This is a genomic window from Nesterenkonia sp. K-15-9-6, from assembly GCF_052656005.1.
In genome coordinates this window covers 145,970-164,539 of the sequence record NZ_JBQYEY010000007.1, presented here as the reverse complement: position 1 = coordinate 164,539, position 18,570 = coordinate 145,970, and the positions used below count along the sequence as shown (strand labels likewise).

Annotated in this window: 16 protein-coding genes; 7 read left to right on the top strand and 9 right to left on the bottom strand. The window is 69.5% G+C overall.

Annotated elements, in window-relative coordinates:
* The first annotated feature begins 240 nt into the window (after nucleotides 1–240).
* From SD455_RS06755 to SD455_RS06735, 5 genes are all read left to right on the top strand, one after another.
* Nucleotides 241–1,332 (top strand): substrate-binding domain-containing protein, encoded by a 1,092-nt coding sequence (locus tag SD455_RS06755; protein WP_445507605.1) that lies wholly within the window; start codon nucleotides 241–243, stop codon nucleotides 1,330–1,332.
* A gap of 20 nt (nucleotides 1,333–1,352) precedes the next feature.
* Nucleotides 1,353–2,423 (top strand): ABC transporter permease, encoded by a 1,071-nt coding sequence (locus SD455_RS06750; RefSeq protein WP_070158608.1) that lies wholly within the window; start codon nucleotides 1,353–1,355, stop codon nucleotides 2,421–2,423.
* Nucleotides 2,424–2,431: 8 nt separating this feature from the next.
* Complete coding sequence (locus SD455_RS06745; RefSeq protein ID WP_070158609.1) at nucleotides 2,432–3,331, top strand: ATP-binding cassette domain-containing protein; 900 nt, start codon at nucleotides 2,432–2,434, stop codon at nucleotides 3,329–3,331.
* Between the two features lie 130 nt (nucleotides 3,332–3,461).
* Nucleotides 3,462–4,460 carry a sugar phosphate isomerase/epimerase family protein gene (locus tag SD455_RS06740; RefSeq protein WP_070158610.1) on the top strand — a complete coding sequence of 333 codons (999 nt, stop codon included), beginning with the start codon at nucleotides 3,462–3,464 and terminating at the stop codon, nucleotides 4,458–4,460.
* 81 nt (nucleotides 4,461–4,541) lie between these two features.
* Nucleotides 4,542–4,868, top strand: a complete 327-nt coding sequence (locus SD455_RS06735; RefSeq protein WP_070158611.1) for a nuclear transport factor 2 family protein — start codon at nucleotides 4,542–4,544, stop codon at nucleotides 4,866–4,868.
* Between the two features lie 21 nt (nucleotides 4,869–4,889).
* On the opposite strand, the gene SD455_RS06730 is transcribed toward SD455_RS06735, so the two are convergent.
* A complete protein-coding gene (locus SD455_RS06730) occupies nucleotides 4,890–5,906 on the bottom strand; it encodes a LacI family DNA-binding transcriptional regulator (protein WP_445507604.1) in 1,017 nt (338 codons plus the stop codon).
* A 57-nt stretch (nucleotides 5,907–5,963) separates the two neighbouring features.
* Here SD455_RS06730 and SD455_RS06725 point away from each other — a divergent pair, with 57 nt between their 5' ends.
* Nucleotides 5,964–7,061, top strand: a complete 1,098-nt coding sequence (locus SD455_RS06725) for a Gfo/Idh/MocA family oxidoreductase (RefSeq protein ID WP_445507603.1) — start codon at nucleotides 5,964–5,966, stop codon at nucleotides 7,059–7,061.
* Nucleotides 7,058–7,852, top strand: a complete 795-nt coding sequence (locus tag SD455_RS06720; RefSeq protein WP_445507602.1) for a TIM barrel protein — start codon at nucleotides 7,058–7,060, stop codon at nucleotides 7,850–7,852. Before SD455_RS06725 ends, SD455_RS06720 begins: the two co-directional genes overlap by 4 nt.
* A 36-nt stretch (nucleotides 7,853–7,888) precedes the next feature.
* Here the strand turns inward: SD455_RS06720 and SD455_RS06715 are convergent, their stop codons facing one another.
* From SD455_RS06715 to iolC, 8 genes are all read right to left on the bottom strand, one after another.
* Complete coding sequence (locus SD455_RS06715) at nucleotides 7,889–9,124, bottom strand: Gfo/Idh/MocA family protein (protein ID WP_445507601.1); 1,236 nt, start codon at nucleotides 9,122–9,124, stop codon at nucleotides 7,889–7,891.
* A gap of 34 nt (nucleotides 9,125–9,158) precedes the next feature.
* Complete coding sequence (locus SD455_RS06710) at nucleotides 9,159–10,595, bottom strand: sugar porter family MFS transporter (RefSeq protein ID WP_085437636.1); 1,437 nt, start codon at nucleotides 10,593–10,595, stop codon at nucleotides 9,159–9,161.
* A 118-nt stretch (nucleotides 10,596–10,713) separates the two neighbouring features.
* Nucleotides 10,714–11,589, bottom strand: coding sequence for a sugar phosphate isomerase/epimerase family protein (locus SD455_RS06705; protein ID WP_311025726.1), 876 nt, complete (start codon nucleotides 11,587–11,589; stop codon nucleotides 10,714–10,716).
* A 48-nt stretch (nucleotides 11,590–11,637) separates the two neighbouring features.
* The gene (locus SD455_RS06700; RefSeq protein WP_445507600.1) at nucleotides 11,638–12,699 is read right to left on the bottom strand and encodes a Gfo/Idh/MocA family protein; all 1,062 of its coding nucleotides are present in this window, start codon (nucleotides 12,697–12,699) and stop codon (nucleotides 11,638–11,640) included.
* Between the two features lie 198 nt (nucleotides 12,700–12,897).
* Entirely contained in the window at nucleotides 12,898–14,445 is a 1,548-nt protein-coding gene (locus SD455_RS06695; RefSeq protein WP_445507599.1) for a CoA-acylating methylmalonate-semialdehyde dehydrogenase, read from the bottom strand.
* The gene (iolD, locus tag SD455_RS06690) at nucleotides 14,445–16,433 is read right to left on the bottom strand and encodes a 3D-(3,5/4)-trihydroxycyclohexane-1,2-dione acylhydrolase (decyclizing) (protein WP_170922659.1); all 1,989 of its coding nucleotides are present in this window, start codon (nucleotides 16,431–16,433) and stop codon (nucleotides 14,445–14,447) included. Before iolD ends, SD455_RS06695 begins: the two co-directional genes overlap by 1 nt.
* Nucleotides 16,430–17,491 (bottom strand): Cgl0159 family (beta/alpha)8-fold protein, encoded by a 1,062-nt coding sequence (locus SD455_RS06685; protein ID WP_445507598.1) that lies wholly within the window; start codon nucleotides 17,489–17,491, stop codon nucleotides 16,430–16,432. Before SD455_RS06685 ends, iolD begins: the two co-directional genes overlap by 4 nt.
* Nucleotides 17,488–18,474: a 5-dehydro-2-deoxygluconokinase gene (gene iolC, locus SD455_RS06680; RefSeq protein WP_311025731.1), complete on the bottom strand. Its 987-nt coding sequence runs from the start codon at nucleotides 18,472–18,474 to the stop codon at nucleotides 17,488–17,490. Before iolC ends, SD455_RS06685 begins: the two co-directional genes overlap by 4 nt.
* Nucleotides 18,475–18,570 lie beyond the last annotated feature (96 nt).

Sequence of the window (18,570 nt, the reverse complement as noted above, 5' to 3'; positions counted from 1 at the left end):
TGTCGCCCGGAGGCGATGTCCTCCCGCCTGCGCCGGCGCCTAGCGTCGGAGGTATGGAAAGACACCTCGAGTATCCACAACTCCGGACCAACTCACGTCGGGAGGCGGGGCCAGGCCGAGGGCGCAATTTGTGCATATGTCCTGACATCCTATTGACATTGTGATGCGAGTCACTCAGGATGGAGCCTACGACGGCCACGGCGGCAGCGACCCCGTGGCCGCAGGCTCGAAGGAGAGATCATGCCTCGCATCACTCGCAGCACCCTCGAATCCCCCTCCACCTCCGCTGAACCCGCGCCTCCCGGCCCTGCCTCCCCGGCCGTCTCCACATCTCGTCGCACCCGTCGTCGGGCCTCGGTCCGATTCGCCGCCGTGCTGGGCATCGCCGCTCTGCTCGTCTCGGCCTGCTCCTCCGAAGGGGGCCGGGCCGACGCCGGAGGCGACGACGCCGAGCGCGCCGGCGGCGTGGACACCGAGGAGCGCACCGTCTACCTCATCACCCACGCGGTGGAAGGCGACACTTTCTGGGACTACGTGCGCAGCGGCGCCGAGGAGGCCGCCGCCAAGGACAACATCAACCTGGTCTACAACTCTCACCGCGAAGGCGCCCAGCAGGCGGAGCTCATCCAGTCCGCCATCGACGCCGGCGCTGACGGCATCGCGGTCACCATGGCCAAGCCGGACGCGATGACTCCCGCTGTCCAGCGCGCCATCGACGCCGGCGTCCCGGTCGTCTCGCTCAACGCCGGAGAGGAGGAGGCCTTCGACGCCGGAGCCTTCGCCCACTTCGGACAGAACGAGTCGGTGGCCGGCGAGGCCGTGGGCGAGTACCTGGACGAGCAGGGCATCGAGCACCCCATCTGCGTGATCCAGGAACAGGGACACGTGGGCCTCGAGTCCCGCTGCGACGGGATCCGGGATGTCCTGCCGGACACCGAGAACCTCTATGTGGAGGGCTCGGACATGACGCAGGTCGCCTCCACGGTCCGGGCGAAGGTCGACTCCGCGGGCGACGCCGACGCGATCATCGGCCTCGGGGGTCCCTTCACCATGACCATCCTGGACGAGGTCCAGTCCTCCGGCTCGGACATCAACGTCGGCTCCTTCGACCTCAACGCGGACATCGCTCAGGCTGTCGTCGACGAGGAGATCCTCTTCGCCGTCGACCAGCAGCCCTGGCTGCAGGGCTACCTGGCGGTCGACTCGCTGTGGCTGCACTTCCACGGCGCCTTCGAGCCGGGCGGCGGACTGCCGGTGCTGACCGGACCCAACATCGTCGACGTCGAGAACGCCGAGTCCGTGCTCGAGTTCGCCGACGCCGGACTGCGCTGAGACCGGAAGGGACAAGACTCATGACCACGACATCCACCGCCCCCGCCGGGGCGGCACCCGCGGCTCCCGACGACGGCGCCGACGAGCGGGTCAGCAAGCGGAGTCTGATCGGCACCCTGATGGCGCGCCCCGAGGTCGGGGCGGCGGTGGGCGCCATGGTGGTGTTCATCTTCTTCGCCGTCGTCGCGCCGCCCTTCACCACCCCCGGAGGCATCTCCACGGTGCTCTACGGGGCCTCCACCATCGGGATCATGGTCGTCGGCGTCTCGCTGCTGATGATCGGTGGAGAGTTCGACCTCTCCACCGGAGTGGCCGTGATCTCCTCAGCGCTGATGGCCTCCCTGTTCAGCTGGTACTTCGCCACGAACATCTGGGTCGGCGTGGCCCTGGCGCTGGTCGTCTCGCTGGCCATCGGGGCGATCAACGGGCTGATCTTCATCAAGACCAAGCTGCCCAGCTTCATCGTCACGCTGGCCATGTTCCTGATGCTCACCGGACTCAACCTGGCGCTGACCCGGCTTATCGGCGGCTCGGTCTCCTCCCCGCCGATCTCCACCATGGACGGATTCGCCTCCGCCCAGGCGATCTTCGCCTCCTCCGTGACGATCTTCGGGGTGAACTTCCGCATCACGATCTTCTACTGGATCCTGCTGGTGGCCGTGGCCTCCTTCATTCTGCTGCGCACCAGGATCGGCAACTGGATCTTCGCCGTCGGCGGGGATCAGAACGCCGCCCGCGCGGTCGGTGTGCCCGTCACCGCCACCAAGATCGGTCTGTTCATGGGCGTGGGGTTCTGCGCCTGGGTGCTGGGCATGCACCAGCTCTTCGCGTTCAGCACCGTCCAGTCCGGTGAGGGCATCGGCAACGAGTTCCTCTACATCATCGGCGCCGTCATCGGCGGCTGCCTGCTGACCGGCGGCTACGGCTCGGCCATCGGCGGAGCCTTGGGCGCGCTGATCTTCGGCATGGCCTCCCGCGGCATCATCTACGCCGAATGGAACCCGGACTGGTTCCGCTTCTTCCTGGGTGTGATGCTCCTGCTGGCCACGATCGTGAACCTGATGGTCCGCCGTCGGGTCGAGAAGAAATAGGAGGGGCCATGAGTGAGACGACATCGCAGTCACCCCACGACGACGTCGCCGACGGCGTCGAGGCGACCCCGCTGGTCCGGCTCGAAGGAGCGGGGAAGCGTTACGGCAACATCATCGCCCTGAGGGACGTCACCATGGACGTCCACGCCGGGCAGGTCACCTGCGTGCTGGGCGACAACGGCGCCGGGAAGTCCACGCTGATCAAGATCATCGCCGGGCTGCACCAGCACACCGACGGCGTCATGCGGATCAACGGGGAGGAGACCGTCTTCGACTCTCCGCGCGACGCCCTGGAGGTGGGCATCGCCACCGTGTACCAGGATCTGGCGGTGGTGCCGCTCATGCCGGTGTGGCGGAACTTCTTCCTCGGCTCGGAGCTGACCGTGGGCTGGGGGCCGTTGAAGCGGCTGGACGTGCCGGCCATGAAGCGCATCGCCAAGGAGGAGCTCTTCGAGATGGGCATCGACCTGCGCGACGTCGACCAGCCCATCGGCACGCTCTCCGGCGGTGAGCGGCAGTGCGTGGCCATCGCCCGGGCGGTGTACTTCGGCGCGAAGGTGCTGATCCTCGATGAGCCGACCGCCGCGCTGGGGGTCAAGCAGTCCGGCGTCGTGCTGCGCTACATCATGCAGGCCAAGAACCGGGGCCTGGGGGTCGTGTTCATCACCCACAACCCGCACCATGCCTTCCCCGTGGGGGACCGGTTCATGGTCCTCAAACGTGGCCGTTCCATCGGGTACCACGTCAAGGACGAGATCAGCATCGATGATCTCACCGCACAGATGGCCGGGGGTGCGGAGCTGCAGGAGCTCAGCCATGAGCTGGCCCAGCTGGGCGGCCATACCGCCGAGCTGAAGCAGGTCGAGGCGGACCTGGAGCAGACCCTGGGCGGGCGCCCCGCCCAGTGAGGCGCCCTGTCGAGGCCCTCGGCGAGGTGGTCTGGAGTTGTCGATGCTCGAGTCGATCGAGTCGAGTACCGACAACTCCAGACCACCTCGCGCGACGATGACGACATGATCGACCCCTGAGGAGGACCTGATGCACCTGGGCCTGTACACCGCGCCGCTGCACGACCGTCCGCTGACCGACGCGCTGCAGATCGTCGCAGAAGCCGGATTGGACGCCGCCGAGCTCAACACCGGCGGGTTCCTTCCCGCCGCGCACATCCCGGTGGAGGAGCTCGACGGCGACCCCGCCGCCGCCCGCGAATGGCTGCGGATCTTCGAGGACACCGGGGTGTCGCTGCAGGGCCTGAACTGCAACGGCAATCCGCTCCATCCGGACCCACGCACCGGTGAACGGCACGCCGAGGACCTGCGGCGCAGCATCCGAGTGGCCGGGGCGCTGGGACAGACCCGAGTGGTGTGCATGTCCGGGCTGCCCGGTGCGGAGCCCGGTGCCGGCCAGCCCACCTGGGTGGTCAACGCCTGGTCCTCCCGCGCGCTGGACGTCCTGGAGCACCAGTGGGAGGTGGCCGTCCCGTTCTGGACGGAGATCGACGCGCTCGCCGCCGAGCACGGCGTCACGGTGGCCCTGGAGCTGCACCCCCAGAACCTGGTGTTCAACCCGCCGAGCTTCCTGGAGCTGCTCGAGCGCACCGGAGCGCGCCGACTGGGGGTGGAGCTGGACGCCAGCCACCTGTTCTGGCAGCAGATGGACCCCGTCCATGTGGTGCGCCGGCTGGGCAGGCATGTGGCGCACGCGGCGGTCAAGGACGTGCGGATCAATCCCGAGGCCGCCTGGTGCGGAGTGCTGGACAACAGCTTCCGCCGACTGAGTCCCGACGAGCCCCGCACGCAGATCGGTGCGGAGGAGTACGTCAACGAGTGGCCCTCCGCCTCCGCCTGGGACTTCGTGGCGCTGGGGCGCGGGCACGACGCCGCCTGGTGGGCCGAATTCCTCACCGCGCTCGCGGACGTGGACGCCGACATGGCTGTGCACATCGAGCACGAAGACACCTCATTGGGTGCTGTGGAGGGTGTGCAGGAGGCGGCGGCGGTGCTCATGGAGGCGGCACGTGTGGCCGGGCTGCGGTGAGGCGCAGGCTCTTTCGCTCCTGCGGGCAGGGCACGTAGGGTCCTGGGCACGACCAGTTCTACGACCCACGCAGGAGGCATCATGCCGGACATCCCCGAACCTGTGGGCAGCTTCGTCGCCGCCGTGAACCGCCACGATGAGGAGGCGTTTCTCGCCGCGTTCGGCGAGGAGGGGTTCGTCGACGACTTCGGCCGCATCTTCACCGGCCGGGACGAGATCAAGGCCTGGAGCGACGTCGAGTTCATCGGCGCGCGCGGCACCATGGATGTCGAATCTGTGGAGGCCGACGGCGAGGCCGTCACCGTGATCGCCGACTGGCGCAGCAACCACGCCAACGGGCGTTCGGAGTTCACCTTCGCCGTCGACGGCGAGCGACTGCGGTCCATGCGCATCCGCGGGGCCCACTGACGGCGACCCTGTGGGGCGCCGTCAGGCTGAGTTCGGGCGGCTCGTCGTCGCGCGGATGACCAGCTCCGGGCGGACCGTGACGGTGTCGGAGCGCGGTGCGCTCTGGTCCCTGCCGGCTTCGGAGGCGATCTGCTCCAGCAGCGCCTCCACGGCGGCGTCCGCCATGGCCTGCGGATCGACCCGCGCGGTGGTCAGCCGGATGAACGGCCAGGATGCGACGGAACTGTCGTCGAACCCGGTGATGCTGATGTCGTCCGGCACCCGGAGCCCGCTGTCCCGGGCTGCGGCCAACACTCCGACGGCGGCGCGGTCATTCGCGGCCATCAGTGCCGTGGGGGGAGGCCCATCACTCAGGAGACGGACGGCAGATGCGTATCCGCCCTCTTCGGTGAGGTCGCCCTCGACCTCCCGGGGGGTCAGCCCGTGGCGGTGCATGCCTTCCCGATAGGCCTGGCGCCGAGCGCTGGCGTTGGGTCCGGTGCCACCAGTGACGTGCGTGATCTCCGTATGGCCGAGGTCGATGAGGTGTTCCATCAGGGCGCTGATGCCAGCGTCGGCGTCGGCGCGGACGTCGGGAAGTGAACGTTCGGCGGAGGACGGCCCGCCCAGTTGGACGGCGGGGATGTCGCTCGGCAGGGTGCCGAGCTCTGCGGAACCTCCGGCGGTGGAGAGGACCATGAGTCCGGCGATCCGCTGGCTGAGCAGCTCGTCGAGGACCTCCTTTTCGCTGCGTCCGGGCGTGACAGGTCCGAGCGCCATCGTGTAGCCACGCTGGTGCGCGCGGCCCACGAGGGCCTCGGCCATGTCGACCTCGAACGGCTCACGCATGGAGAACATCGCCCCGAGCAAGTGGCTGTGGCGTCCACGCAGCAGGCGAGCCGCGCGGTCAGGGCGATACCCGATCTGCTCGGCTGCGGCGAGGATGCGTTGACGTGTCTCGTCACTCGGTCCGTCCAGCCCCCGCAGGGCCATGGAGACCAGCTGCCGGGAGACACCGGCCTGCTGGGCGACGTCGCTCATCGTGGGCCGGGTGCTCATGGCACCATTGTGGCACGCCTCTAGCACGAGCTATTAGCACGTGCTAGATTGTTTCCCATGACGCACATCACAGCACAGCACCAGACGGTCGCCGAGGCGCCATGCCCTCTGGCACCGGCCCTGCGCCTCGGCGTCATCGGCGCCGGATGGATCGGACGCTTCCACGCGGAGTCGATCCGCGAGCGGGTGCCAGGCGCCCACCTCGCCGCCGTCGTCGACGTCGATGCAGGGGCTGCCGGCCGAGTTGCCGCCGCCTCCGGTGCCGCCGCCTTCACCGACCCGTACGAGGCCCTGCGAACTGCAGATCTCGACGGCGTCGTGATCTCCTCGCCGGCCGCCACCCATACAGGTCTGGTGGTGGCCGCCGCCGAGGCCGGGGTCCCGGTCTTCGTGGAGAAGCCCATGGCCACCACACTCGAGGACGCGGACCGGGCCACTGCCGCCGCAGACCGGGCGGGAATCCCGCTGCAGGTCGGCTTCAACCGACGCTTCGCCACAGGTTTCCGAGAAGCCGGCGAGCACATCCACGACGGTCGAATCGGGAAGGTGCAGCTGATGCGCTCGCTGACTCGGGATCCGGAGCTGAAGAACCCCGAGAGAATCCGGCCCGGGACCATCTTCCTCGAGACCCTCATCCATGACTTCGACACGCTGAACTGGTTCCACCCAGGGGCACGCGCTCACGAGGTTCACGTCATGGCCGACGCACTGATCGCCCCCGCGCACAAGGATGCCGGCCTCCTGGACACCGCCGTGGTCACCATCCGCTACGAGGACGGCGCGATCGGCATCGCGGAGGCCTCGTTCCAGGCGGCCTATGGCTATGACATCCGCGGTGAGGCCTTCGGCAGTGGAGGGATGGTCACCGCCGGAGAGGTGAGGACATCCAGCGCCCGCCTCTACGGGGCCTCCGGCCAGCAGGCGGAGACCACCCGGCAGAACATCGACCTGTTCCGCCAGGCCTACACCGATGAGCTGATCGCCTTCACCCGGTCCATCCGTGGTGAGGCCCCGGACGTCCCCACCGGACGGGACGCACGCGCGGCGCTGGCCATTGCGCTGGCCTCCCTGCGCAGCGCCGCCTCAGGTCAGACAGAAGCGGTCGAGTCGGAGGCGGCCCCGCACGACGCGGCCCCGGGCGGAGATCGTCCATGATGCGGTCGCCGGAGGAGAGGCCCTACACGCTGGCCGCCAATGCGGAGATGATCTTCCGCGACCTCCCTGTCGAGGAACGAGTCCGGATCCTGCACGAGGCAGGATTCGTCGTCGAGATCTGGGACTGGTCGGCCAAGGACCTTCCGGCCCTGGCCCGCACCGGAGCACGGTTCTCCTCGATGACCGGCTACCTGGAGGGCGATCTCATCACCCGGGCGGGGGCCGACAGGCTGGTGGAGACTGCCGAGCGGTCGCTGGAAGCGGCCGAGGTCATCGATGCCGCGGCGCTGAACCTCCACGGCACAGGTCTGGACGGGCAGGGCATGCCTGTGGTGCCTCGGCCGCACCCCACCGGTGCGGACCACCTGGCTGCCGCCCGCACGCTGGAGAGAGTCGCGACGCTCGGCGAGGAGCACGGACGGGTCTTCACGTTGGAGAATCTCAATACAGCGGTGGATCACCCAGGAGTGCCGTTCGCGACGGCGGCTGAGGCGCTGGCGCTGGTCCAGGCGGTCGACAGTCCTCACCTGCGGTTGAACCTGGACCTCTACCACGCCCAGATCGGCGAGGGGAACCTCATCCGACTGATCGAGCAGGCGCTGCCCTGGGTGGGGGAGGTCCAGGTCGCGGACGTCCCGGGCCGATGTCAGCCGGGGACCGGGGAGATCCGGTACGCGGCCGTCGCCGACGCCCTCACCGACGTGGGATACGGCGGCGTCGTGGCGATGGAGGCCTTCGCCTCCGGGGATCCCCGCGATGCTTTGAAGGACTTCCAGGCGACGTTCGGCTGAGCGGCACTTTCCCGATGCTGGTGAGCTGGGTGGGTCTCAGGCCTCAGGTGCGGGCGTCACGTGTGGAGGTCGGGGAACCCTGACCTCGGACCCGCCGGCGGCAGCCGAGGCGGCGATCGCCTCGATCAGCTCCATATTGTGCACGCCGTCCTCGACGCTGGCGTTCCGCGGCCAGGAGTCCTCCGCGGCCAGCCCGGCCACCTCTTCCAGGAACGCGCGGGCCTGGAACACGAAGCCGTCGTTCTGGCCGAAGCCGATGCCCGGGGCGGCCATCGCGAAACCTTCACCCACATAGGGGTGTCCGGGTCCGAGGTTCACGGTGCGGAAGCCGTTGTCGGTCTGGCGGTTGCCGCCGATGTCCCGGGTGTGGACCTGGATCTCCGCAGGACGCTCCTGGTCCCACACGGCGGCTCCGTCGCGGCAGGAGATCTCCAGGCGCAGACCGTTGGGGTGCCCGGGGGACACCCGGGAGGCCTCAAAGGTGCCGGCGGCGACGTCGAACTGCGCCGTGAAACCAGCCCAATCGTCATTGGTCACCGGTTCTGTCTCCTCACTGACCTCCGCCTTCCCATGTCCCACCGTGGACCCCACCGGCAGCGGACGCTCCTGGATCACGGTGCGGAACTGTGCCCCGGCCACGGAGCGCATCGGCCCGGCCAGGAACTCCGCGGCATAGAGCAGGTGGCTGCCGACGTCGGCCAGGGCCCCAGAGCCTGGGCCGCCCCGGTAGCGCCACGTCATCGGGACCTGCGGATCGCAGCCGTAGTCGGCCAGGTACCGGCCGTGAAGATGCACCACCTCGCCCAATGCTCCCGAGGTCACCAGCTCACGCAGAGCGGCAAGTCCCGGGGCTCGGCGGAAGGTGAAGCCGATGCGGACCACCTGGCCGGCGTCCTCGGCTCGCCGCGCGGTCTCCGCCATGGCACGGGCGTCGTCGAGGGTGTCGGCCAGCGGCTTCTCACACAGCACATGCTTGCCGGCGGCCACCAGAGCCTCGACGATCTCCCGGTGCAGCCGGTTGGCCACCACCACGGAGACGACGTCGACGTCTTCGGCCTCCAGCAGTGCGCGCCAATCGGTCTCCACCCGTTCATACCCGTAGCGGCCAGCGACATCACGGGCCAGCGGCTCGGCGAGGTCGGCGATCGCCGCGAGCTTCACCGGGCGGGGGAAAGGGCTGCGCACCGTGGTGGCGGCTCGCCAGGCCGCCGCGTGGGCCGCCCCTGCCATCCCGGCGCCGATGACGGCGACGCCGATTCTCTGCTCACTCATCACTGGTCTCCTTCATGAGAGGTCCTGCAGCCACTCAGCGCATGCGCTTCGGGTTCGGCACCACCGGCATGCCGGCGGTGTTGCGGAAGGTGGACTCGATCTCCTCCAGCGACCTTCCCTTGGTCTCCGGCACTCGCCGGTAGGTGAACACCAGGGCGGCGCAGCAGATCACGGAGAACCCGGCGAACAGCCAGCCCACGCCGACCGCTTCCAGCACCGGAGGGAACCCCAGGGCGACGACGCCGTTGGCGAACCACAGGGCGGTGGTGGCCAGGCCCATGGCCGCAGCACGGACGCCCAGCGGGAAGATCTCCCCGAGCATCACCCAGACCATGGAGCCCCAGCTGGCCTGGAACATGAAGATGTAGACGGCCATGCAGGTCAGGGTGACGATCCCGACGACGCCGAAGCCGTCCGGCTCGGGCAGCAGCAGGTTGGTCAGCGCCAGCACCGCCAGGCTCAGGCACGTGCCCGCGGCCCCTGCGAGCAGCAGCGGCCGGCGCCCCCAGCGGTCCGCGTAGGTCAGGGCCAGCCAGATGGCCAGCACGTTCATGACGCCGATGATCAGGTTGGCGGCGATGGCCGCCTGGTCGGTGAAGCCGACGTTCTGCAGCGTGGTGGGCGCGTAGTAGATGATCGTGTTGATGCCCATGATCTGCTGCAGGATCGCCAGACCGAGGCCGACGAAGAGGATCGGCTTCACCCAGGGCTGCAGCAGTGCCCTGAGATTCTGAGCGCCGGCTGCCTTCTCCGCCTCATTGATGATGTGGATCTCCTGCAGCTCCCGCTCGGCCTCCTCGGGGGTGCGGTCGTAGTGCAGAATGGTCAGGGCCTCGGCCTCTCGGCCCTTCTTGACCAGCCAGCGGGGCGTCTCCCAGATGAACGCCAGACCGACGGCGAACAGCAGCGACGGGACCACCGAGAGCCCGAGCATCCATCGCCAGGACTCCAGCGGCGCGAAGGCCAGTCCGATGATGAAGCCGATGAACTGGCCGGTGACGATCGCCAGGGCGTAGAAGGCGGTGACCTTTCCGCGGATCCGCGCCGGGGAGATCTCCGAGAGGTAGACCGGCAGCGTCACCGCAGCCAGTCCGGAGCCGAGGCCGACGATGAAACGGAAGACGAACAGCGTGTTGGGGTCCGGGGCCAGCGCCATGCCGATGGGCGCGACGATGAACGTCACCGCGGTGGCCATGAGGATCTTCCATCGGCCGTACTTGTCCGAGAGACGTCCGCCGACGGCAGCGCCGAAGACGGCACCGATGATCAGGCCGGTGACGATCCAGCCCTCGGCCCAGCTGCTGAGCTCGAACTCGGGGCGCAGGTACACGAGGGCCGCTGAGATGACTCCGGTGTCATAGCCCCAGTTGAGCCCTCCGAGAGCCCCGAAGAGGTAGATGAGGACGGTGCTCTTCTTCCGCCCGGAGCCGACGCTCCCGTCAGGGGCCGGGCGTGTGCGGTGTGTGTCCATGATCTGGCGATCCTGTCTGTGCCGGGTGGTGGGTGCGCCTCACGGACGCCCGACGCGACGTCGGGCGCCTGGAGGGGAATCCGGGCGCGGGGCCCGGTCGGGGCGGGAAGGGGGCGGGTCAGCCCCGAGCCGCCGCCATGCGCTCGCGCATCTGACGCAGCTGATAGGCGGAGACCTCCATGGCGTCCTCGTTCTCGCCGAAGACGCTGGTGACCATGACCGTGTCCTCACGCTGGTCGAAGCCGTTGCGGGCGAGCTCTGCGAAGAAGTGGTCCCAGTCGACGTCGCCGACGCCGATCTTGTTGTGCTGGTGCACCCGGGCCGCGTTGCCCGGGGGGTTGGTGATGTACCGGAGGCCGTCCGAGCGGTGGTGGTCATAGGTGTCGGCCACGTGGACCACTCGCAGCCGGTCGCCGACCTCGTCGAGGATGGCGGCCATCGGATCCTCGTAGTGGAAGGTGTGCGGGGCGACGTAGACGAAGCTCAGGTTCTTCGAGTTGGCTCCGCGGATCACCCGCCAGGCGGCCAGCCCCTGCTCCACGAAGTCATCAGGGTGGGGGTCGATGGCCACGTTGAGCCCCTCGGCTTCGATGATCGGCAGCAGCTCCTCCAGGGAGCGGTAGAAGGCGCGCTCCGACTCTTCCGCGAGCTCGGGCCGGCCGGAGAACTCCGTGTTGATCTGCTCCACTCCCAGGTCCACGGTGATCTGGATGACCCGCTTCCAGTACCGGACGGCGGCCTCGCGGGCGTCCGGGTCGGGGGAGGACCAGCGCAGCACCGGCAGCACGGAGGCGACGCCGACGCCGGCATCCGCGCAGGCTGCGCGGAAGCGGGCGACGAGGTCGTCGTCGGCCTTGGGGTGGTTGAAGAACGGGATGAAGTCCGGGTGCGGGGTCATCTGCAGCCAGTCGAATCCCAGGTCGGCGGCGAGCCGCGGGAACTCCAGCAGCGAGTGAGTCCGGTGGAAGGGGGTGGGGTCCAGGGCGTACTTCATGGAGGGGTCCTCGGGGCAGGTGGGGGCAGGGTCTGCGAGTGGTCGGGCTCAGGCCAGGGCGGGGGAGCCTGTGGCGGCGGCGTAGAAGCTGGGCTTGGGCGCCAGCGCCACATGCTCGACCGTGCGGCTCTGCTGGGCGGCGACGCCGGCGGCGCAGCAGGCGGCGGTGGCGTATCCGTCCCAGGCGCTGGGCCCGGCGATCTCGCCGCGCAGGGTGGCGTCCACCCACTGCTGGACCTCGAGGTCGTAGGCGTCGCGGAACCGGGTGACGAATCCGGCGTCGACCTCGACGCCGGTGCGGCCGGCGGTGGTGACCTCGACCTCGGAGCCCTCGCCGATCTTCACCAGACCGTTCTCGAAGGTGGCCTGGGTGTGCACCTGGTAGCCGATCTGGGCGTTGACGAAGATCTCCACGGTGGCCAGCAGTCCGGACTCGGTCTGCACAGTGACCAGCTGGGGGTCCCGCACGTTGCCGGTCCGGGAGGTGGTCCGTCCGATCCGCACGGAGACGTCGGTGATCTCCTCGCCGGTGAAGTACCGGACGGCGTCGAACTCGTGGACCACGGAGTCATGGATGACCATCTCGTCCGTGAACTCGGCCGGCGCCTCCGGGTTGCGGTGCTGGTGATGGAGCATCAGCAGCTCGCCCAGCTCGCCGGAGGCGATCGCGTCCTTCAGCCGGCGGTAGCCGGCGTCGAAGCGGCGCATGAAGCCCACCTGGATGAGCTGGCGGCCAGCGGCGACTTCGGCCTCCACCACGCGCAGGGCGGAGTCGGGGTCCGGGGTCAGCGGCTTCTCGCACAGCACGGGGATCCCGGCGTCGAGGAGCTTCAGGAGGGCCTCCTCGTGGAGGAATCCCGGGGTGGCCAGCACGACGGCGTCGGCCGCCTCGGCGGTCAGCAGCTCGTCCACGCTGGAGAACACCTGTGGCTCTCCGGCGGCGTCCCCGGCGGTGGCGGCGACGGCGGCGGCCCGCTCGCGGTCGACGTCCACGACGGCGCTGACCCGGGCGCGCAGGGTGTGGTGGGCGAGGCGGTCCACGTGGTCCGAGCCCATGCGCCCGGCGCCGACGACGGCGACGCGGAGTTCGGACTGCTGCGGTGTCGACATTGGTCTCAGCTCTCCTCGATCGTGCGATGTTCCGTGATGTCACTCACTGTAGGACGCATCACATTACTTTGTCCAGACATTCGGACGAAATGGATTTCAGTGCGGTGCCCCGCCACACAGATCGTCCCTCCGTGAGAGATCGTCTGTGGATTCAGGCACGATCTCTCACGGAGGGACGATCTTCGGGCGGGGAGGGTCTCAGCCGTTGGACGGGAAGTTCAGCGACGCGGTCGACTCGTCGTTCTGATGCGGCCAGCGCTGGGTGATGACCTTCCCGCGCGTGTAGAAGTGCACGCCGTCGGGGCCATAGATGTGGTGATCCCCGAACAGCGAGTCCTTCCACCCGCCGAAGGAGTGCTGCGCCGCCGGCACCGGGATCGGCACGTTCACCCCGATCATGCCCACAGTGACCTGCCGCTGGAACGTGCGGGCCGCATGGCCGGAGCCGGTGAAGATCGCGGTGCCGTTGCCATATGGGTTGGCGTTGATCACCCGGATCGCGTCCTCCAGGGTGTCCACGCGGACCACCGCGAGCACCGGCCCGAAGATCTCCTGCTCATAGGCAGACATGTGCTCCTGGACCCGGTCCAGCACGGTCGGGCCCACGAAGAAGCCCTCCTCCCGGCCGTCCACCACCAGATCACGCCCGTCCACGACGACGGCGGCGCCGTCGGCCTCCGCCTCGCCCACGAGGCGCTGCACGCGCTCCTTGGAGGCCGGAGTGATCAGCGGGCCCATCTCCGCCTCGGCCTGGGTGCCGTCACCGACGGTGATGTCCCGGGCGCGCTGGCCCACCTTCTCGACCAGGGCGTCGGCCGCGTCGCCCACCGCCACGGCCACGGAGATCGCCATGCAGCGCTCGCCGGCGGAGCCGAAGGCCGCGGCCGAGAGGTGATCGGCGGCGAGGTCGAGGTCGGCGTCGGGCAGGACCACCGCGTGGTTCTTCGCCCCGCCGAGGGCCTGGACGCGCTTGCCGTGCCGGGTGCCGGTCTCATAGACGTACTGCGCGATCGGAGTGGACCCCACGAAGGAGACGCCGTCGACCAGCTCATGGGTCAGCAGGCCGTCCACGATCTCCTTGTCGCCGTGCAGCACCTGGAAGACGCCGTCGGGCAGCCCGGACTCCTTCCACAGCTGGGCCAGCAGCAGGGAGGCCGAGGGGTCCCGCTCCGAGGGCTTGAGCACGAACGCGTTGCCGGTCACGATCGCCACCGGAGCCATCCACAGCGGCACCATGACGGGGAAGTTGAACGGAGTGATTCCGGCGACCACACCCAGGGGCTGCCGGAAGGAGAAGACGTCGATCCCGGTGGAGACCTGGTCCGAGTAGTCGCCCTTCAGCGTCTGCGGGGCCGCGCAGGCGAACTCCACGACCTCCAGGCCGCGAGCGACCTCCCCGGCGGCATCGGAGAGCACCTTGCCGTGCTCGGCGGTGATCAGCGCGGCCAGCTCCTGGGTGTGGGAGGCCACCAGCTCGCGGAATCGGAACAGCACGGCCATGCGCTTGGACAGCGAGGTCTCCGCCCAGAGGTCGGCGGCGCGCCGCGCGGCCAGCAGGGTCTTCTCCAGGTCCTCGCCGTCGCCCAGGTGCAGGGTGCCGCTGACCTGACCGGTGGCAGGGTTGAACACGTCCTGGCGGCGGGTGCCGTGGCCGGCGTCGGCGGTGCCGTCGATCCAGTGGGTGATCTCGGCGACGCCGGCGCTCTGGACGTCAGTGGTCTGGGGAGTCGTCTCGGTGGTGGTCATCAGTGGTTCCTCTCGTCGGTGTCGCGGCCGTCGCCGAGCAGCTGCCGCTGCCGGGACTTGTGGTCGCGGTAGGTCTGGTAGGCGTTCTGTGTGGTGTCCAGCTCGGAGACGCCCGTGACCGGCACGTCCCACCAGGACTCGGAGTCGGGGGCGTCGAGGTAGAGATCGGAGGTGATGTGGATCAGCACCGGGCCCGAGTCCTCCGGGCGGGCCTTGGCCTCGGCGACGGCGGCGTTCAGCCGGTCGATCGCGTCCTCGCCCGGTTCCACGCGGATGACGTCGACGCCGAGCGACTCAGCGTTGGTGGCGATGTCGATGGGCAGCTCATGGGCGCCGTCGAACCGTCGCTGGTCCTCCAGGTAGCGGTACTTCGTGCCGAAGCGCTGGGAGCCCAGGGATTCGGACAGCGAGCCGATCGAAGCGTAGCCGTGGTTCTGCAGCAGCACCACGATGAGCTTGATGCGTTCGGCCACGGCGGTGACCAGCTCGGTGTGCATCATCAGGTAGGAGCCGTCACCGACCATGACGACGACGTCGCGGCCGTCCTCCGGGGCCTTCCCTTGGGCCTGGGCTTCGGCCAGGGCGGCGCGCTTGACCCCGAGGCCGCCGGCGATCTCGTAGCCCATGCAGGAGAACGCGTACTCCACGTGGTAGCCGTAGGGGTCCTCGGCCCGCCAGAGCTTGTGCAGGTCTCCGGGGAGGGATCCGGCCGCGCAGATGACGACGTCGCGCGCGTCCATGGCCTCGTTGACGGCCCCGATGATCTCGGTCTGCGCCGGCAGCGGCTGGTTCCTCACGGTGAAGGCCTCGTCGACGGTGGCGTCCCAGCGGGCCTTCTCCCGGCGCACCAGCTCAGCGACCTCTGCGGAGGTGTGGTGGCCCACCGACTCCAGGCGCTCACGCAGAAGGGGCAGCGTGGTGCCGGCGTCGGCGACGATCTGCACGCCGGCACCCATCTTGTAGGCGTCCAGGGAGGCGATGTTGATGTTGACGAATCGTACGCCTGGGTGTCGGAAGGCCGTCATGGAGGCGGTGGTGAAGTCCTCGTAGCGGGTGCCGATGCCGATGATGACGTCGGCGTCCCGCGCGTAGGTGTTGGAGGCGGTGGATCCGGTGGAGCCGATCGCCCCCAGGCAGAGCGGATGATCCCACTGCAGCGTGCCGACCCCGGCCTGGGTGTAGGAGACCGGGATGCCCGTGGATTCGGCGAGCGTGCGCAGCGCGTCGGTGGCGAAGCCGTAGTGCACACCCCCGCCGGCGATGATCAGCGGCTGCCGGGCCCCGCGGATGGCCTCCACTGCGGCGGCGAGGTCCACCTCCTCGGGCGCGGGACGGCGGATCCGCCATTCGCGAGGTGCCAGGAACTCCTCGGGCACCAGGATGCGTTCGGCCTGCACGTCCTGCGGCAGCGAGATGGTCACCGCACCGGTCTCCGCCGGGTCCATCAGCACCCGCATGCCGTTCAGCAGGGCGGAGAAGAGCTGCTCGGGGCGCTGCACGCGGTCGAAGTACCGGCTGATCGGGCGGAACAGGTCCGCGCAGGTGACGTCATAGGCATGGGGGAGCTCCAGCTGCTGCAGCACCGGATCCGGGGCGCGGGTGGCGAACTCGTCAGACGGCAGCAGCAGGGCCGGAAGGCGGTTGGTCGTCGCCAGGGCGGCGCCGGTGGCCATATTGGTGGAGCCGGGTCCGATGGAGGCGGTGACCGCGTAGGTCTGTCGGCGGCGGGTGTGCCGGGCATAACCCACGGCCTGGTGGACCAGGGCCTGCTCGTTGCGGCCCTGGTGGTAGGGCATCAGCCCCGGCGCCAGAGTCTGCGCCTGCTTCAGCGCCTGCCCGACGCCGGCGACATTGCCGTGACCGAAGATCCCGTGCATGCCGGGGATCGTGCGGACCTCGGTCCGGACGCCGTCGACGACGTCCACGGTGCGCTGGTTGGCGAGGAACTCCACGGTGGCCTGGGCCACGGACATCTCACGGGTGGTCATCGGTCCTCCTTCGTGGCGCCGGCCGGGGCGAGTCCTCCGGTCGGTGCAGGATCTGTGGCGTCGGGTGAGCCGCCGGGTGTGCTGTCGTTGAGCAGCGAGGCGGCGGCGTCGACGGCGGCGGCGACGTCACCGCCGTCAGGGTAGAGCAGGGTCCGGCCCACCGTGAGTCCCTGCACGCCCGGAAGCGCCAGGGCGCGGCGCCAGGTCTCCAGGACCTCGTCGGTGCGCCCGGAGGGGTCTCCGCCGAGCAGGACCGTGGGCAGCGTGGTGGCGGCCATGACGCGCTCCATGTCCTCGACCACCGGCAGCTTCATCCACGTGCGCGCTGAGCTGGCACCGAGCCCCTGGGCGATGGCCACCGACTGGATGACCGCCTCGGTGGAGAGGTCGTTGACCACGCGGCCGGCCTCGGTGCGGGAGATGAACGGCTCCACCATGGCGATCAGTCCGTCGGCGTGCAGCTGGTCCACCGCCTGGGCGGTGCTCTCCAGCACCGAGGTGGTGGCGGCGTCGTCGAAGGCGATCCGGGTGAGCATCTTCCCGCCGTCTGCCCCGAGGGCACTCAGGGCTGAGGCGGTGTGCCCGGTGAAGCGGTCATCGATCTCATTGACCAGGCCCGGCAGGCCGGCTCGGTTCATGGAGCCGAAGATCAGCTTGCCGTCCAGGGCGCCCAGCAGCAGCAGGTCGTCGAGCACGTCGGGGGAGGCCAGCACGCCGTCCACCTTCGGGTGGGCCAGGGCGATGCGGAGGCGGTCGAGCAGCCGGCGCCGGTCCGCCATGGCCTGCGGATCGGACTTCACCGCCAAGGCGCCGCGGGCGGCATGGTCTGCGGCGATGATGAAGCTCTGTCGTCCGTGCACCGGGCCTGGGTGGCGTCGTCGGGACTGCGCGGCGGCCGCCACGGACTCCGGGTGCTCCAGTCGGAGGCGGGTGAGCGGCTCATAGCGGCGCGGATCCTCGTCGTCGGGCGATGTGCTCTGCGGAGGGGAGATCTCGCGGCGCAGCTGGTGGACCGGGGTCAGCGTCTCGGAGGTGCGGGGCGGGTCGGTGCGGCTCATGCCCGGACCTCCTGGGGGACGGGGCGGCCGCGTTCGGCCAGCAGCGCGGTGACCTCGTCGGGGGTGGGCATCGCATCGGAGCAGGCGATCCGGGTGGCGACCAGGGCGCCGGCGGCGTTGGCGTAGTCCAGGACCTGCTCCAGCGGCCATCCGGCGAGCAGGCCGTGGACCAGCGCGCCGCCGAAGGAGTCACCGGCGCCGAGCCCGTTGACGGTCTCCACCGGCAGCGGCTTGGAGACCACCCGCTCCTCGGCGGTGGCGGCCATGACGCCGTCGGAGCCTCGTTTGACGACGGCGAGCTTCACTCCGGCCTCCAGCAGGCGGTCCGCCTGGTCGTCAGGGGTGCCCTCGCCCACGGCCACCGCACACTCCTCGGAGTTGCCCACCGCCACGGTGACATGCGGCAGGATCCGGGCGACCTGCTCTCGAGCCTGCTCCACCGAGTCCCAGAACATGGGACGGTAGTCGAGGTCCAGGACCGTGTGCTGGCCAGGCGTCAGCGAGGCCTGCGGGCGGGCCTCGTGGGCGGTGACCTGCGCCTGGCGGGAACGTGGGCGGGAGAGCCCGGTGACGGTCGACCAGAAGATCCGGGCCGCGGCGATGGCATCGGTGTCGAGCTCGTTCGCCTCGATCTCCCAATCCGGGGCGCTGGGGGAGCGTCCATAGAAGTAGAGCGGGAAGTCCTCGGGCGGCCGGATGGCGCAGAAGGTGACCGGGGTCTGCAGCTCCGGCACCGCTGTGACCCACTGGTCGTCGACGCCGTAGCGCCGCAGCTCCTGGTGGAGGAACTCGCCGAAGGGGTCGTCCCCGGTGCGGGTGATCACCGCGGTGCGTCGTCCGTGCCGGGCGGCGGCCACGGCCACGTTCGCCGGCGAACCGCCCAGGTACTTGCCGAAGCGGGTGACGTCGGCCAGGCCGACGCCGATGTCGTCAGGGTAGATGTCGACGCTGATGCGTCCCATCGTGATGAGCTCGTGGGTCATGGGTGCTCCTTCGGGTGTGCCAGGAGTGATGTGGGGTCTGCTGTGAGGAGATTCGGTGCGCTGCGTCTGCGGCTGCGTCTGCGGCTTCGTCTGCGG

Bases quoted from the DNA above. Each gene is read 5' to 3' on its own strand.
- SD455_RS06685 (WP_445507598.1), bottom strand. From the start codon at position 17,491: ATGAGCCGCACCGACCCGCCCCGCACCTCCGAGACGCTGACCCCGGTC.
- SD455_RS06755 (WP_445507605.1), top strand. From the start codon at position 241: ATGCCTCGCATCACTCGCAGCACCCTCGAATCCCCCTCCACCTCCGCT.
- SD455_RS06740 (WP_070158610.1), top strand. From the start codon at position 3,462: ATGCACCTGGGCCTGTACACCGCGCCGCTGCACGACCGTCCGCTGACC.
- iolC (WP_311025731.1), bottom strand. From the start codon at position 18,474: ATGACCCACGAGCTCATCACGATGGGACGCATCAGCGTCGACATCTAC.
- SD455_RS06705 (WP_311025726.1), bottom strand. From the start codon at position 11,589: ATGAAGTACGCCCTGGACCCCACCCCCTTCCACCGGACTCACTCGCTG.
- iolD (WP_170922659.1), bottom strand. From the start codon at position 16,433: ATGACCACCCGTGAGATGTCCGTGGCCCAGGCCACCGTGGAGTTCCTC.
- SD455_RS06720 (WP_445507602.1), top strand. From the start codon at position 7,058: ATGATGCGGTCGCCGGAGGAGAGGCCCTACACGCTGGCCGCCAATGCG.
- SD455_RS06710 (WP_085437636.1), bottom strand. From the start codon at position 10,595: ATGGACACACACCGCACACGCCCGGCCCCTGACGGGAGCGTCGGCTCC.
- SD455_RS06735 (WP_070158611.1), top strand. From the start codon at position 4,542: ATGCCGGACATCCCCGAACCTGTGGGCAGCTTCGTCGCCGCCGTGAAC.
- SD455_RS06730 (WP_445507604.1), bottom strand. From the start codon at position 5,906: ATGAGCACCCGGCCCACGATGAGCGACGTCGCCCAGCAGGCCGGTGTC.
- SD455_RS06725 (WP_445507603.1), top strand. From the start codon at position 5,964: ATGACGCACATCACAGCACAGCACCAGACGGTCGCCGAGGCGCCATGC.
- SD455_RS06700 (WP_445507600.1), bottom strand. From the start codon at position 12,699: ATGTCGACACCGCAGCAGTCCGAACTCCGCGTCGCCGTCGTCGGCGCC.
- SD455_RS06715 (WP_445507601.1), bottom strand. From the start codon at position 9,124: ATGAGTGAGCAGAGAATCGGCGTCGCCGTCATCGGCGCCGGGATGGCA.
- SD455_RS06750 (WP_070158608.1), top strand. From the start codon at position 1,353: ATGACCACGACATCCACCGCCCCCGCCGGGGCGGCACCCGCGGCTCCC.
- SD455_RS06695 (WP_445507599.1), bottom strand. From the start codon at position 14,445: ATGACCACCACCGAGACGACTCCCCAGACCACTGACGTCCAGAGCGCC.
- SD455_RS06745 (WP_070158609.1), top strand. From the start codon at position 2,432: ATGAGTGAGACGACATCGCAGTCACCCCACGACGACGTCGCCGACGGC.